Source organism: Bradyrhizobium sp., from assembly GCF_030697065.1.
GTDB lineage: Bacteria > Pseudomonadota > Alphaproteobacteria > Rhizobiales > Xanthobacteraceae > Bradyrhizobium.
This window is the reverse complement of sequence record NZ_JAUYQU010000285.1, coordinates 1-14,360: the sequence shown is the minus strand read 5'-3', so window position 1 is coordinate 14,360 and position 14,360 is coordinate 1. Positions and strand designations below refer to the sequence as shown.

Annotated in this window: 13 protein-coding genes, 1 tRNA gene and 1 pseudogene; 3 read left to right on the top strand and 12 right to left on the bottom strand. The window is 62.8% G+C overall.

Annotated elements, in window-relative coordinates; genetic code table 11:
- From Q8R73_RS22355 to secE, 8 genes and pseudogenes are all read right to left on the bottom strand, one after another.
- Nucleotides 1-1,451, bottom strand: a pseudogene (locus Q8R73_RS22355) (DNA-directed RNA polymerase subunit beta); the annotation flags it as partial.
- 446 nt (nt 1,452-1,897) lie between these two features.
- Complete coding sequence (rplL, locus tag Q8R73_RS22350; protein ID WP_291860694.1) at nt 1,898-2,269, bottom strand: 50S ribosomal protein L7/L12; 372 nt, start codon at nt 2,267-2,269, stop codon at nt 1,898-1,900.
- A 57-nt stretch (nt 2,270-2,326) separates the two neighbouring features.
- The gene (gene rplJ, locus Q8R73_RS22345) at nt 2,327-2,845 is read right to left on the bottom strand and encodes a 50S ribosomal protein L10 (protein ID WP_305721721.1); all 519 of its coding nucleotides are present in this window, start codon (nt 2,843-2,845) and stop codon (nt 2,327-2,329) included.
- Nucleotides 2,846-3,531: 686 nt separating this feature from the next.
- Complete coding sequence (locus Q8R73_RS22340) at nt 3,532-4,479, bottom strand: 2-hydroxyacid dehydrogenase (RefSeq protein ID WP_305721720.1); 948 nt, start codon at nt 4,477-4,479, stop codon at nt 3,532-3,534.
- 84 nt (nt 4,480-4,563) lie between these two features.
- On the bottom strand, nt 4,564-5,256 hold the full coding sequence (rplA, locus tag Q8R73_RS22335; protein WP_305721719.1) for a 50S ribosomal protein L1: 693 nt from the start codon (nt 5,254-5,256) through the stop codon (nt 4,564-4,566).
- Nucleotides 5,257-5,262: 6 nt separating this feature from the next.
- Nucleotides 5,263-5,691, bottom strand: a complete 429-nt coding sequence (gene rplK, locus Q8R73_RS22330) for a 50S ribosomal protein L11 (protein ID WP_305721718.1) — start codon at nt 5,689-5,691, stop codon at nt 5,263-5,265.
- A gap of 223 nt (nt 5,692-5,914) precedes the next feature.
- Nucleotides 5,915-6,469: a transcription termination/antitermination protein NusG gene (gene nusG / locus Q8R73_RS22325; RefSeq protein ID WP_305721717.1), complete on the bottom strand. Its 555-nt coding sequence runs from the start codon at nt 6,467-6,469 to the stop codon at nt 5,915-5,917.
- Nucleotides 6,469-6,660 (bottom strand): preprotein translocase subunit SecE, encoded by a 192-nt coding sequence (secE, locus tag Q8R73_RS22320; RefSeq protein ID WP_305721716.1) that lies wholly within the window; start codon nt 6,658-6,660, stop codon nt 6,469-6,471. The genes nusG and secE overlap by 1 nt, the downstream gene beginning before the upstream one ends.
- Before the next feature lie 385 nt (nt 6,661-7,045).
- Here secE and Q8R73_RS22315 point away from each other — a divergent pair, with 385 nt between their 5' ends.
- Entirely contained in the window at nt 7,046-8,257 is a 1,212-nt protein-coding gene (locus tag Q8R73_RS22315; protein ID WP_305721715.1) for an OpgC domain-containing protein, read from the top strand.
- Here Q8R73_RS22315 and Q8R73_RS22310 read toward each other — a convergent pair.
- On the bottom strand, nt 8,237-9,925 hold the full coding sequence (locus Q8R73_RS22310; RefSeq protein WP_305721714.1) for a hypothetical protein: 1,689 nt from the start codon (nt 9,923-9,925) through the stop codon (nt 8,237-8,239). The two genes, Q8R73_RS22315 and Q8R73_RS22310, sit on opposite strands and share 21 nt — an antisense overlap.
- Nucleotides 9,926-10,010: 85 nt before the next feature.
- Nucleotides 10,011-10,086 (bottom strand) — tRNA-Trp (locus Q8R73_RS22305).
- 149 nt (nt 10,087-10,235) lie between these two features.
- On the opposite strand from Q8R73_RS22305, the gene Q8R73_RS22300 reads away from it, so the two are divergent.
- Nucleotides 10,236-11,459, top strand: coding sequence for a serine hydrolase (locus tag Q8R73_RS22300; RefSeq protein WP_305721713.1), 1,224 nt, complete (start codon nt 10,236-10,238; stop codon nt 11,457-11,459).
- 163 nt (nt 11,460-11,622) lie between these two features.
- On the opposite strand, the gene Q8R73_RS22295 is transcribed toward Q8R73_RS22300, so the two are convergent.
- Both Q8R73_RS22295 and Q8R73_RS22290 read right to left on the bottom strand, forming a co-directional pair.
- Nucleotides 11,623-12,390, bottom strand: coding sequence for an SDR family NAD(P)-dependent oxidoreductase (locus tag Q8R73_RS22295; RefSeq protein ID WP_305721712.1), 768 nt, complete (start codon nt 12,388-12,390; stop codon nt 11,623-11,625).
- 131 nt (nt 12,391-12,521) lie between these two features.
- Nucleotides 12,522-13,256 carry a histidine phosphatase family protein gene (locus tag Q8R73_RS22290; RefSeq protein ID WP_305721711.1) on the bottom strand — a complete coding sequence of 245 codons (735 nt, stop codon included), beginning with the start codon at nt 13,254-13,256 and terminating at the stop codon, nt 12,522-12,524.
- Between the two features lie 143 nt (nt 13,257-13,399).
- Between Q8R73_RS22290 and Q8R73_RS22285 the strand changes: the two genes are divergently transcribed.
- Nucleotides 13,400-14,185 (top strand): SDR family NAD(P)-dependent oxidoreductase, encoded by a 786-nt coding sequence (locus Q8R73_RS22285; protein WP_305721710.1) that lies wholly within the window; start codon nt 13,400-13,402, stop codon nt 14,183-14,185.
- Nucleotides 14,186-14,360 lie beyond the last annotated feature (175 nt).

Genomic DNA, 14,360 nt, shown 5'->3' with positions numbered 1-14,360 from the left:
ATGGCGCGCTCCATGCGCAGCAGGCCGATGCGGTACTGGTTCTCCATCAGTTCGCCGACCGAGCGCACACGCCGGTTGCCGAGATGGTCGATGTCGTCGATCTCGCCCTTGCCGTCGCGCAGGTCGACCAGCGTCTTGATGACGGCGAGAATGTCTTCCTTGCGCAGCGTGCGGTGGGTGTCGGGCGCATCAAGCTCGAGGCGCATGTTCATCTTGACGCGACCGACCGCGGACAGGTCGTAGCGCTCGCTGTCGAAGAACAGCGACTGGAACATGGACTGCGCGGAGTCGATGGTCGGCGGCTCGCGGGGACGCATCACGCGATAGATGTCGAACAGCGCGTCTTCGCGCGTCATGTTCTTGTCGGCGTTCAAGGTGTTGCGGATGTAGGCGCCGACATTGACATGGTCGATGTCGAGCAGCGGCAGTTCCTTGTAGCCCTGCTCGTTGAGCGCCTTCAGCGACTTCTCGGTGATTTCCTCGCCGGCCTCGGCGTAGATTTCGCCGGTTTTCGGGTTGACGAGGTCCTCGGCGAGATAGTTGCCGACCAATTCCTCATCGGACAGGCGCAGCGCCTTGAGTCCCTTTTCCTGCAGCTGGCGCGCGGCGCGCACCGTCAGCTTCTTGCCGGCTTCGAGCACGACCTTGCCGCTATCGGCGTCGATCAGGTCGTTGATGGTGCTGTAGCCGCGGAAACGGGTGGCGTCGAACGGCACGCGCCAGCCTTCCTTGGCGCGCTTGTAGCTGATCTTCTTGTAGAACGTGCTCAGGATGGCTTCGCCGTCGAGACCGAGGGCGAACATCAGCGAGGTCACGGGAATCTTGCGGCGGCGGTCGATACGCGCGAACACGATGTCCTTGGCGTCGAATTCGATATCGAGCCAGGAGCCGCGATAGGGAATGACGCGCGCGGCGAACAGCAGCTTGCCGGACGAATGGGTCTTGCCCTTGTCGTGATCGAAGAACACGCCGGGCGAACGGTGCATCTGCGAGACGATGACGCGCTCGGTGCCGTTGACGACGAAGGTGCCGTTCATGGTCATGAGCGGGATATCGCCCATGTAGACGTCCTGCTCCTTGATGTCCTTGACGGACTTGGCGCCGGTTTCCTCGTCGATATCGAACACGATCAGGCGCAGCGTCACCTTCAGCGGCGCGGCGTATGTCATGCCGCGCTGACGGCACTCGTCGACGTCGTATTTCGGCGGCTCGAACTCGTAGCGGACGAATTCCAGCATCGAGGTGCCGGAGAAATCCGAGATCGGAAACACCGACCGGAACACCGCCTGCAGGCCTTCGTCGAGCCGGCCGCCGACGGGTTCATCAACCATCAGGAACTGGTCATAGGACGCCTTTTGAACCTCGATGAGGTTCGGCATCTCCGCGACTTCCTTGATGTGTCCGAAGAACTTGCGAACCCGTTTGCGACCCGTGAATGTCTGCTGCGCCATCGTGGCCTCTCATTTCGTCGCCCGTGAGGGGCGAACCTTCCGAAGCGCGACTGCCATCGCCCCCGGGTTGAATTTCCGAAACATTTTGAAAGCCTGAAGCTTCATTTCAGGATTTAAATCCCAAATCGGAGCCGTACACGTTCAAAACGCAAAACGACGCGCGGGGCGCTTCCGCACCCGCCCGTCTCAACCTGCCTAGTTACGGACCGAAAAAGCCCGAAATTGCCTGTCTCCCAACGGTCTGCGCAGAAGCGTCACCGTTCCCGCCGCCAACCGTGCTTTCGTGCTGCCGTCCCGATATGGGATGACAATCGTGGAGATTCGAGGGTTAAACCTCCGAATCCCCACACATTCCTGTGTACAACGCGGAACGGATGGTTCCGACCCACGTTTGGGATCCCCTGGTCTGCCGATGCTCGCCGGGGGATCTCGCTCGCATAACCGCGTTACTTGAGCTCAACCTTGGCGCCGGCCTTCTCGAGCTGGGCCTTGATCTTGTCGGCTTCGTCCTTGTTGACGCCTTCCTTGACGGCCTTGGGAGCGCCTTCGACGAGGTCCTTGGCTTCCTTGAGGCCGAGGCCGGTGATGGCGCGGACTTCCTTGATGACTTCGATCTTCTTCTCGCCGGCGGCGGTGAGCATGACCGTGAACTCGGTCTTCTCTTCCGCAGGAGCAGCGGCGGCAGCGGCCGGACCGGCCACCGCAACGGCGGCAGCGGCGGACACGCCCCACTTTTCTTCAAGGAGCTTTGCGAGCTCGGCAGCTTCGAGCACGGTGAGGCTCGAGAGGTCGTCAACAATCTTCTGTAGGTCGGCCATTGATCTGTTTCCTTAAGCGAATTCGGTTCGAACCAGGTTTGATGTTTGCGAAGGGCGTCAGGCCGCTTCGCTCTTAGAGGCATAGGCCTGGACGACGCGCGCGAGCTTGGCCGCGGGCGCAGTGGTGAGCTGAGCGATCTTGGTCGCCGGCGCCACAAGGAGGCCGAGGATCTTCGCGCGCAGTTCATCGAGCGACGGCAGGGCGGCGAGCGCCTTGACGCCATTCACATCCAGGACGGTTTTACCCATCGATCCGCCGAGAATGACGAACTGTTCGTTCGCCTTGGCAAATTCGATGGCAACCTTCGGCGCCGCTACCGGATCGTTGGAAGTCGCGATCACGGTCGGCCCCTTCAGCAGGGAACCGATGGCAACGACGTCTGTGCCTTCAAGAGCAATTTTGGCGAGACGGTTCTTCGAGACCTTCACCGAGGCGCCCGCCAGCTTCATCTGCGTACGCAGCTTCTGCATCTGGGCCACGGTGAGGCCGGAATAGTGGGCGACGACTGCAACGCTGGTGGTCTTGAACAGACCGTTCAGCGCTTCAACCGCGTCCTTTTTTGCCGCTCTTTCCACAGCAAGCTCTCTCCGGTTGGCGGTCTGCGCCTAGAGGCAGGACCGCCGGGTTGCACCCATCGTCCCGCCCAAAACTGACCTCGAGACCATTTCAGGCCTCAGGACACGCCGGGCACGACGACATTTGAAAAGCCTGCCCTCCCGCGCCTGATGGGCACGGGGTGTCGAGGTTCGAACCATATCCGCCGATCATCGCGCGAAACGCGACGTGAAGCGTAATCCGGTCTTCACCCGTCTATGCAGGCCGATGGATTAAGCCGTTGAAGAGACTTGCGTCTCAACGCGGGCGCCTGCAGTCTTGGACAGGATCGGGATCTTCAGGCGAGCCGAAAGACCCCTGCCCTCATCCCTCCCAAACGACGGGTTTTCCTTCCTTTCGAGCAATCCATGCGGATGTCCTGAAAGGAATGATCTCCTGGCGTATCGGGTTTTCGGAATGCGAGCACAGACGTGCCAGCAACGGCCAGCACGCCCGGAAACGATCCTTTAACGACTCTTTTTGGCCTTGCCAAGGGCTTTTTCGCAATTCGCCTGACGCTGCGCCTGTCCCAGGCCAAAATCGCGAAAACAACCCCATGCACCGAAACGGCCTAACGAGATCCCAAGAACGGGGTGCCACGTGCCGCGCGCGGCCTTCCATGCCGGCGTCGGGCGTCTGCGGCAACAATTGCGGCGAGCCGTTGCCTTTAGCGCACCAAATAAGGCAGCGGGTTTCCAGCAAAAAACGCATCGAGATTGGCGATCACGCAGTCCTGCATCGCCGTATGCGATTCCAGGGTGTGGCCGCCGATATGCGGGGTCAGCACCACATTCGGAAGCGCGGTCAGCGCATCCGGCGCGTGCGGCTCCTGCTCGAACACGTCCAGACCGGCGCCGGCGATGATGTTGCCGGCGAGCGCCGCGACCAAAGCCGGCTGGTCGATCACCGAGCCCCGGGAGATATTGACGACATAGCCCTCCGCGCCGAGCCGTTTCAGGATTCCGGCATCGACGATGTGGTGGGTGTCGGCGCCGGCGCGAACCGCGATCATCAGTACGCTGCACCAGTCCGCCAGCGCCTCGAGGCTCGGCAGGTATTGATAAGGCACGTCATGCCGGCTGCGGCTGAAATAGCCGACCTCGGTCTCGAATGCCGCAACCCGGGCCGCGATCTTGCGGCCGATCTCGCCCATGCCGTAGACGCCGATGCGGCGGCCGCGCATGCCGGCCTGCGGCCGCATCATCGGCGACGGTCGTGCCGACGACCAGCCGCCGCTTCGGACATAATCATCCGCCGGCAGCAGCCGCCGGGTCGCCGCCAGCATCAGGATGACCGCGATATCGGCGACCGATGAAGCATTCGCGCCGGGACTGTTGGCAACCGCGATGTTGCGCTGCGCAGCAGCTGCCAGATCGACGCCGTCATAGCCGGTGCCGTAGCAGACGATGACGCCGAGTTTCGGCATCAGGTCCATCGCGGCAGCCGCCAGCGGCGTGCCGCCCGCCGTAACCATCGCCGTGACTTCGGAAAGCTGGTCGGCCGTGAACACCTCGCTCAGTGGCTTGCCGGCGGCGTCCAGCAGCTCGAAGCGCTCCCCGATGGGCACCAGCATGGCCTTGGGGAAACGGGAATAGACCAGGACTTTGTTGGACATCGGCTGAATTCCTGTAGTCAAAGACAAAGGGCGGAACGGGTTTCCCCGTCCCGCCCTTGAAACGATTGTCGTCGCACGATGGGCTCAGCCGAGCAGCGTGCCCGGCTCCACCTTCACGCCCGGTCCCATGGAGGAGGAAACCGCGACGCGCTGAATGTAGGTACCCTTGGCACCGGCAGGCTTCGCCTTGGCCACGGCATCCGCCAGCGCCTTGACGTTCTCCACCAGCTTGTCCGCATCGAACGATGCCTTGCCGATACCGGCCTGCACGATGCCGGCCTTCTCGACCCGGAACTCGACCGAACCGCCCTTGGCGCCCTTGACGGCGTTGGCGATGTCCATCGTGACGGTGCCGATCTTCGGGTTCGGCATCATGCCGCGCGGTCCCAGCACCTTACCGAGCCGGCCGACCAGCGGCATCATGTCGGGGGTGGCGATACAGCGGTCGAAATCGATTTGACCGCCCTGCACCTTTTCGACCAGGTCCTCGGCGCCGACGACGTCGGCCCCGGCGGCCTTGGCTTCGTCGGCCTTGGCGCCGCGCGCAAACACGCCGACGCGCAAGGTGCGGCCGGTGCCGTTCGGCAGGGTCACCACGCCACGCACCATCTGGTCGGCGTGACGCGGATCGACGCCGAGATTGATCGCGATCTCGACCGTCTCGTCGAACTTCGACGTGGCGCGTTCCTTGACCATCTTGATGGCGTCCGCGAGCGGATAAAGCTTCTCGCGATCAACGCCCTCGCGGGCCTTCTTCAAGCGTTTTCCGATTGCCATGACCCGTTACCCCGCGACCTGAAGACCCATCGAACGGGCGGAGCCCTCGACCATCTTCATGGCCGATTCGATGGAGTCACAATTGAGATCCTTCATCTTCTTCTCGGCGATCTCGCGCACCTGCGCTTTGGTCACCTCGCCGGCCTTGTCGCGGCCCGGGGCTTTCGACCCGGACTGGATTTTGGCGGCCTGCTTGAGGAAGAAGGACATCGGCGGGGTCTTCATTTCGAAGGTGAACGAACGATCGGCATAGATCGTGATCACCACCGGAATCGGGGTGTTCTTTTCTTCCTTCTGCGTCTGCGCGTTGAACGCCTTGCAGAATTCCATGATGTTGAGGCCGCGCTGACCGAGCGCGGGTCCGATCGGGGGCGAAGGATTCGCCGCGCCGGCCGGCACCTGCAATTTCAGGTATCCGGTCACTTTCTTTGCCATTTATCACTCCTCATGTTGTTTCCGGACAACCCGGAAGCTTCACAGGACCGTGGTGCGGTTCGACGGATGACTGGCGATCATCCCTCTCCTCCCACGGCTTCTTTCAAGCGTCGCCGCTTGCTCTCTTCGTCATGCCCGGACTTGATCCGGGCAACCATCTTCTTCGCAACAAGTCTTGCGAAACAGATGGATTGCCGGGTCAATCCCGGCAATGACGGTACGATCAGACCTTCTCGACCTGACCGAATTCCAGTTCGACCGGCGTGGCGCGGCCGAAGATCGACACCGCCACCTTGACGCGCGAGCGTGCCTCGTCGATTTCCTCGACAACACCGGAGAACGACGCGAACGGGCCGTCGGCCACGCGCACATTCTCGCCGATCTCGAACGAGACCGACGCCTTCGGGCGCTCGACGCCTTCCTGCACCTGGTGCAGGATCCGCATGGCTTCGGCTTCCGAGATCGGCATCGGCTTGTTTTCGGCGCCGAGGAAGCCGGTCACCTTCGGAGTATTCTTGATCAGATGGAAGGCTTCGTCGGTGAGTTTCATCTTCACCAGCACGTAGCCCGGGAAGAACTTGCGCTCGGCGTCGATCTTGCGGCCGCGGCGCACTTCGGTGACCTTTTCGGTCGGAACCAGCACCTGCTCGAACAATTCATCGAGCCCGCGCTGCTTCGACTGCTCGCGAATCGACTCCGCGACCTTCTTTTCGAAGTTCGAATAGGCGTGAACGATATACCAGCGCTTGTCCGTCGTCTGAATTCCGGCGCTTGCCATCAGCGGATACCGAGCAAAAAGGTGACGAGATAGCGGATGACCAGATCCGCGGCGAAAAAGAAGATCGAGGCCACCGCGACCATCACGAACACCATGATGGTGGTGATCGTCACCTCGCGGCGGGTCGGCCAGGTGACCTTGGTGGTCTCCGAGCGCACTTCCTGCAGGAACTTGAACGGGCTGAAAGCCATCGTTTGTGTCATCCGCGTCCGCTGGGACGATCTAGGTTTTAAGGAATCCGAACAGCCCTCTGGCGCCCAGCCCTCTCTTGAAGGATGAGCCGGCCAGCGGGCTCGATTTTCGGGGATTTCAAAGCCGCGCCGGATATCCGTCAAAACGGGCCGGCAGCAGGTGCGGTTATGTACTGCGGGCCGCCCGAAAGGTCAAGGCGTCCCCGGGAACCCGCACGGCCACGTCCGAGCTGCGCCGCCCGGACTGAAAACCTGCACCCGCGCTGCCCTTGACCTGGCTCAACAGCGCCACTCGCGCCACCCTTAGCATCGGTCCGCCCTTGCCGCCGCCAACCGGAGGCTGCAGCCTCGTCACCCCGGAGCCCCGCTTGTGAGTTGAGCATTAATGACTGTCGAGCTTGCACTTCCACCCTCGAAGCGGGATCTGCGCCTCGATCTGTTTCGCGGCCTCGCCAACTGGACGATGTTCCTGGGACATGTATCCAGCCCCGTTCTGGTCTGGTTTTCGTTCCGGAACTACGGCTTCAGCGATGGCGCCGACCTGTTCGTTTTCATTTCCGGCTATACGTCGGCTCTCGTGTTTACCAGAAAGATGCTGGATCGCGGCTTTGTGTTCGGGGCGACCAGGGTGATCAGGCGGGTCTGGCAGATCTACGTCGCCCACATTCTGCTGTTCGTATTCTACCTGACCTCCATCCTTTTCCTGTCAAACCGCTTCAACGCCACCGACTTCATCGATGGGTTCAATGTGGCTCCCCTGCTCGTCGCTCCGGTCGACACGCTGACGCAGGGCCTGCTGCTGACATACAAGCCGCTGAATCTGGACGTGCTGCCGCTTTACGTCGTCCTGATGGGCGTCTTTCCGCCGGTTCTCTGGCTGATGCTCCGGCGACGCAACTGGGTCATGCTGGGGTCCTTGCTGCTCTATTTCACGGCCCGGCAATACGGCTGGAACCTGCCTTCGTATCCGGGCGGTGTGTGGTATTTCAACCCGTTCACGTGGCAACTTCTGTTCGTGCTTGGCGGATGGCTGGCGTTGGGCGGCGCCGAGACGCTGCACTTCCTGGTCCGCTCCCGGATCGTTCTGTTCTGCGGCGTGATCTACCTCCTGCTTGCGGCTGCCATGACACTGGCGGGGCACCTGCCCGATCCGCAGGCCATCTTCCCGCGCGGCCTGTTCGAGGCCTTCACGCCGAACGACAAGACCAATCTGGCGCCCTACCGCTTCCTGCATCTGGCGATCGTGATCATCGTGGTGGTGCGGTTGATCCCGATCGATGCGCCGGGATTGCAGGCCGCCATCTGGCGGCCGCTGGTCAAATGCGGCCAGCAATCCCTCGAGGTGTTCTGCGCCGGAATCTACCTCTCGTTCCTCGCAACCTTCATCCTGCAAACCACGTCCGACGGGATATTCACGCAATTCCTCGTCGGCAGCGGCGGCCTCGCGATCATGACGGCGGTCGCTTACTACAGGTCATGGTCGAAGCGGGTTGAAAAACCGGTTCATGCCGGCGTGCACCGACCAACCGGCGAGGAGCCGCGCGGCATTTCTAGCCACCAAACCGACCCTCACAAGTCAGCGAGCCAGCGGCAATGAGCAGCCCTGGTCGGATTTTCGATAGATCCGCAGCACCAGACTGTCGGATACCGGTATCGCTTGTATGACGCACAAGTCAGACCGCTCATCCAAGGCCCGAACGATATCATCGCCCATCCTCGGGACAGGCAAATGGTGTTGTATCGAACTCGCGACAACCGCGACATCGGCGCGGGTAAGACCGCTCAACACATCGGCCAGGCTCCGATGAAAAAACTCCACGCGCACCACCACCGAGATGCGCGCCTGTTGCGCATAAAGCTCGATCGAAGCCGGGTTTGTCGGGAACGGGCTCGAAAACGCAACAACGAATTGCCGTCCGGGCTGGTTGCCGTAATCGAGCGCCAGCCTCCGCACGACTGACCACACTGCCTCCGTCGATGTGCTGATCTGCCGACGCGTGCTTTCGTCGAAAGTGGTGGCGAGCGAGGCCTCCTTCAAGAGCGTCGCACGCAGGAAAACACCAGCCAGCATTACCAGGATGACCGCGCGAACGGCGCCGGGGATCCATGCCCGGGCTGCGCTTCCGTCCGCCCCCCGCAGCAGGGCAAGGATGGCTGCAAAATTGAGCGCGGATGCGACGATGAACGTGCCGTAGAACATCGCACCGAGGAAATATGACTTGACGGTGGACACCGAGGGAATCGCATAGGTGACGGCGACGGCCGAAAGAAGCGCGAGGGCCCGACCCACATCGTTACTTCTGGAAAGGGCACCCCATGCAAGGCGAACCGCGAACAGGCCAAGGCCCAGCAACAGGCCGCCATTGAGCGCGAGATGCCCGGCCGCGCCGAAGGAATAATAGCTCGCATGGCCGTACAGGCTGGCATCGAGCGCCCACAGCGCCCTGTTCTCGACCAGCGTTCGCCAGATGTAGCCTGCGATCTGACCGAAACTGACGCTCAGATACGGACCAAGGGTCACGGCGACGCAGAGGCCGAATATTGCAAAGCGCAATGCTGCACCGCGGATAGTCGGCGCATTGGCGGCGGTTAACCTGCCGGACACCGTGGAAAGGACAAAAACAACCGCGAAGCAGGCCAGTGAAACCGGCAGTGCCGACGGCTTGATGAGCGCCGCGAGGCCGCACGAAAATCCCAAGGCCGCAACCGCGAGAAGCGGGCGTTCAAGCACCGGCTTTCGTATCAGGGCGCCGATCGCGAGCCCGCTCGCCAGCCCCCACGGCAGGTCGGGACGTGCTTCGTTGATGGCCTGGACCAGCAGCGGGAAGCACGCCGTTCCCGTGACGCAGATAGCAATGTCGACAAGGCGGCTGCGCCACACCAGGGCGGCGATACCCGACAGGAAGCCGGCGACGAAAACGGCATTAACGGCATAATGGCCGACGTAGCTGCCCGGTGTTGCCAGAAACCCCGCGGCCGCAGTGAGCATCGAAAAAGGGGCGTGGTCGCCCAGTATCGCGAGAAGGCTCGCGGTAAGCGATCGATCGGTCGCCGCGGACAGCCATTTGGCGGCGGAGACGAAATACACCACATCATCGTACGTCGGGGGTATCGAAAGCCGGCCGAACTGCAACGACGCCCGAATCCCGGCATTGGTTATGATCGCCGTGAGGGTCAGGACGAGCGCGGCGACCAAGGCAAACCTGAGTTGCCGGCGCGATGCCAACCGGACAATCCGGCTCAATACGGCGGACGATGTCGTCATGGGCGTTTCATCCCGCAACCCATGGCGAACGAAACTGCCACATCAATCCGGCCCACAGTTCCGGAGCCTAAGTACCTGATTTGGTTGGCAGGGGCGGCAGGGCTCGAACCTGCGACAACCGGTTTTGGAGACCGGTACTCTACCAACTGAGCTACACCCCTACGGAACCTTGCGTCACCGCCGGTTCGAGCCGTTTCAAGCATAGGAAACGCCCCGATTGCAAGGGCGAAGCGGCGGACCCGACTGTTCAACGCGGGCGTTCTGCGCCAGACTTGCGCCAGACCAATCAAGAGCAACAACGGGAGAGACCATGACCGCGCAAACCGCCGCAAAAGCCACCGCCATCCCCCAGACCCCTTCGCTCCCCCAAGCCAGACCGGAATCGCTGGGACTCTCCCCGGTGCGGCTGCAGCGGATGTCGGACGCGTTCAGGCGCGAAATCGACAAGGGCACCCTGCCCGGCGCGACCGTGCTGGTGGCGCGGCGCGGCCAGATCGGCTGGTTCGAGGCGCTCGGCAGACAGAGCCCGGCGGCAAGCGCGCCGATGGCGCACGACTCGATCTTCCGGATCTTCTCGATGACCAAGCCGATCGTCTCGGTCGGCATCATGATGCTGGTCGAGGACGGCCATTTCCTGCTCGGCGATCCCGTGGCGAAATTCATCCCCGAATTCGCCGACCAGAAGGTCGGAATCGAGAACAACGGCAAGCTCGACCTCGTCCCGCTGAAGCGGCCCATGACGATCCAGGACCTGCTGCGCCACACCTCGGGCATCACCTACGATCACACCGGCAACGGCCTGGTGCAGCAGATGTATCAGCAGTCGCGGCTGCGCAGCCGCAAGATCAGCAACGCCGAGCACGCCACATTGGTCGCGAGCATGCCGCTGATGTGCCAGCCCGGCGCGGAGTGGAACTACAGCCGCTCCACCGACATTCTCGGCCGCGTCATTGAGGTCGTCTCCGGCAAGAGCCTCGGCGCCTTCCTGACCGAGCGCATCCTGGCGCCGTTGCAGATGGCCGAGACCGCGTTTCACACCGGCGAGGAAAACGCCGGCCGGCTCGCCGAGCCGTTTGCGAACGACCCCTGGACCGGCGACAAGGTGCAGTTCTTCAACATGCTGGAGAAGCCGGTGATGGAATCCGGCGGCGGCGGCCTGCTGTCGACCACCATGGACTATGCGCGGTTCAGCCAGATGCTGCTCGGCGGCGGCACGCTCGACGGCGTCCGGATCATCGGCCGCAAGACGCTGGAGTTGATGGCGTCGGATCATCTCGGCGCCGGCGTCAAGGTCGACTCGCCGCTGATGCCGGCCGGTCACGGTTTCGGACTCGGCTTCGCCGTGCGCACGCAGCAGGGCATGGCGCCGTTCCCGGGCTCGACCGGTCAGTTCTTCTGGAGCGGCATGGCCGGAACGTTCTTCTTCATCGATCCGGCCGAGGACATGTTCGTCGTGTTCATGATGCAGGGTCCCGGCCAGCGCGAATATATCCGCAACCTGCTGCGCAACGGCGTGTACGCCGCGCTGGATTGACTCGCGACGACGCTTCGCTACGCCCGGTCGTCACGCCCCGCGAAGGCGGGCATCCAGTACGCCGTGACATCGATCGGAGTTCAGGCGGTTGCGTTTACTGGATCACCCGCCTGAAAAGGCGGGTGATGACGGCGAGTGTGCGCGCACCGTTCCGCCGATGGCGTCAACTGATCGTCGCGCCGCCGTCGATCACCATGGTCTGGCCGGTCATGAAATTGCCGGCCGCCGATCCCAGGAACACCGCGGCACCCGCGATCTCGTCGGGGGTGCCGATGCGCAGCAGCGGCGAGCGCGCCGTCGATGCCTTCAGGTTCTCCGGATTGTCCCATAGCGCCTTGGCGAAATCGGTCTTGATCAGGCCGGGCGCGATGCAATTGACGCGAACATTGTGCGGGCCGTATTCGCAGGCGAGGTTGCGCGCGAGCTGCATGTCGGCCGCTTTCGAGATCGCGTAGGCGCCGAGGATGGTCGAGCCCTTGATGCCGCCGATCGAGGACACGATGATGACGGAGCCGTCCTTGCGCTCGATCATCTGCGGCACCACCATGCTGGTCAGCCAGTTGTTGGCGACGATGTTGTTGTCCAGGATCTTCCGGAACTGCTCGTCCGAAATGCCGGCGAGCGGCCCGTAATAGGGATTGGAGGCGGCGTTGCAGACCAGCACGTCGATCTTGCCGAACGCGCGGTTGGATTCGTTGACCAGGTTCTGCAGGTTTTCCTTGCTGGAAATGTTGGCGGCGATCGCGACCGCCGTGCCCTTGCCGAACCTGTCGTTGACCTCCTTGGCCACGGTATCGCAGACGTCCTGCTTGCGCGAGGAGATCACCACCTTGGCGCCGTGCTCGGCCATCCGCTCCGCGATGGCGCGGCCGATGCCGCGGGTGGAACCGGTGATGACGGCGACTTTTCCCGACATGTCGAACAGGGTCATTCATCTCTCTCCCAGATTGATCCGGCGACGCCGGCCTTTTTCTTAACGTCATTCCGGGGCGATGCGAAGCATCGAACCCGGAATCTCGAGATTCCGGGTCCGGTCCTGCGGACCGTCCCGGAATGACAAGGTTAAGCCAGCTTGGTCGCGGGGACCACTTCCGGTCCCGCCGGCTGATGCATCGCCGCGTGCGAGGCGTCCGCGATCCACGGCTGCTGGTTCACCATCGGCAGCCGCCAGACGCTCGTGCCCGCGCTGGCAAAATGGTCGAGCCGTGTCACCGAGCAATTGTCGATGTCGAAGGCGAGACCTTTTTCGGGTTGCCCGCCGAGCGCAAGGCCGACGGCGGCCTTGATGGTCCCGCCATGGGCGACCGCGATCACATCCTTGCCGGCCTGTTCCAGATTGATGCGGTCGATCGCGCCGCAGGTGCGGCGATAGAGATCCATGAAACTCTCGCCGCCCGGCGCGGCCTCGTCGATCCCGGCAAACCAGTGGCTGCCGACCGGACGACTGGCGAGAAACGCGGCGCGATTCATGCCCTGCCACTGCCCGAGATTCTGTTCGGCAAATGCCGCTTCGCGCGGCATGGATGCGGGCCTCGGAAATCCGGTGGCCCAGATCGCTTCCGCGGTCTGATGCGTCCGCTGCAGGCTGCTGGCGTACCAGACGGCCGTGCGCGGCAATATCCGGGCGACCGCCTCGAACACAACGCGATCGCCGGTATCGCAGGCGATATCCGACTGGCCGTAGATGTTGCCGCCGTCGCTGCGGACCGGCGCATGGCGCACCCACCACCAGCGCGTCGCGACGACGCCGGATGAAGCAGCGGATGGCGAAGCCGATGACTTGGCTGGATTGGACATCGCAGGGACCCTTCAATACTGTTGCGTGTCCTACGTCAGAGCACGCATCGCCTCAAGCGACTTCAACGTTTGAAATCTTGTTTGAAATTCCGCTGGGCGGCAAGCGCCGTAAATAGCGACACAAAGCTGCAAGGGAGAAACTCATGGGCCGCCTCGAAGGCAAATCCGTCATCATCACCGGCGCCGGCAGCGGCATCGGCCGCGCCGCCTCGCTGCTGTTTTCGAAGGAAGGCGCCAGGCTCGTCATCGTCGACCGCAGCGACAGCGTGAAAGAGACCGCCAGGCTGGTGGGCGACGCCGGCGGCACCGTCGAAGCCGTCATGGCCGATGCCGGCTCGGAAAGCGACGTCAAGGCCTTCATCGACAAGGCGGTTGCCAAATACGGCAGGCTCGACGCGATCTGGGCCAATGCCGGGGTCAGCGGCGGGCTGGTGCCGCTCCCCGAGCAGACCGTGGAACAATGGCAGGAAGTCCTTCGCATCAACCTGATCGGGCCGTTCCTCGCGGTCAAGCATGCGATGCCGCACATGATCAAGCAGAAGTCCGGCGCGATCGTGCTGACGGCATCGGTGGCGGGTCTGAAGTCCGGCGCCAGCGGCCATCCCTACGCGGCGAGCAAGGCCGGCGTCATCAGCCTGGTGCAGACCACCGCCTATTCGCTGTCGGGCACCGGCGTGCGCATCAACGCGGTGTGCCCCGGCCTGATCGAAACCGGCATGACCAAACCGATCTTCGACAACGCCAAACAGCGCGGCACCGACGGCAAGATCGGCCAGCTCAATCCGTTGAAGCGCGCCGGCCAGCCGCATGAACTGGCGGCGATGGGACTGTTCCTCGCCAGCGACGACGCATCCTACGTCAACGGCCAGGCCATCCCGGTCGACGGCGGCCTGACCGCGTCGATGCCGTATGCGGGGAAGCCGATTTAGATCACGAGAGGACGTGACGCACGACGCCGCATTATAACAAGTCGTCGTCCCTGCGAACGCAGGGATCCATACGCCGCGCCGTCGATGTTGTAGATGGTGTGAGAGGACTTGTTGACTCACTGCTTCATTGTCTCGGACGACCGGGAGTATGGGTCCCTGCGTTCGCAGGGACGAC

Bases quoted from the DNA above. Each gene is read 5' to 3' on its own strand.
- rplL (WP_291860694.1), bottom strand. From the start codon at position 2,269: ATGGCCGACCTACAGAAGATTGTTGACGACCTCTCGAGCCTCACCGTG.
- Q8R73_RS22340 (WP_305721720.1), bottom strand. From the start codon at position 4,479: ATGTCCAACAAAGTCCTGGTCTATTCCCGTTTCCCCAAGGCCATGCTG.
- rplA (WP_305721719.1), bottom strand. From the start codon at position 5,256: ATGGCAATCGGAAAACGCTTGAAGAAGGCCCGCGAGGGCGTTGATCGC.
- rplK (WP_305721718.1), bottom strand. From the start codon at position 5,691: ATGGCAAAGAAAGTGACCGGATACCTGAAATTGCAGGTGCCGGCCGGC.
- nusG (WP_305721717.1), bottom strand. From the start codon at position 6,469: ATGGCAAGCGCCGGAATTCAGACGACGGACAAGCGCTGGTATATCGTT.
- secE (WP_305721716.1), bottom strand. From the start codon at position 6,660: ATGGCTTTCAGCCCGTTCAAGTTCCTGCAGGAAGTGCGCTCGGAGACC.
- Q8R73_RS22315 (WP_305721715.1), top strand. From the start codon at position 7,046: ATGACTGTCGAGCTTGCACTTCCACCCTCGAAGCGGGATCTGCGCCTC.
- Q8R73_RS22310 (WP_305721714.1), bottom strand. From the start codon at position 9,925: ATGACGACATCGTCCGCCGTATTGAGCCGGATTGTCCGGTTGGCATCG.
- Q8R73_RS22300 (WP_305721713.1), top strand. From the start codon at position 10,236: ATGACCGCGCAAACCGCCGCAAAAGCCACCGCCATCCCCCAGACCCCT.
- Q8R73_RS22295 (WP_305721712.1), bottom strand. From the start codon at position 12,390: ATGACCCTGTTCGACATGTCGGGAAAAGTCGCCGTCATCACCGGTTCC.
- Q8R73_RS22290 (WP_305721711.1), bottom strand. From the start codon at position 13,256: ATGTCCAATCCAGCCAAGTCATCGGCTTCGCCATCCGCTGCTTCATCC.
- Q8R73_RS22285 (WP_305721710.1), top strand. From the start codon at position 13,400: ATGGGCCGCCTCGAAGGCAAATCCGTCATCATCACCGGCGCCGGCAGC.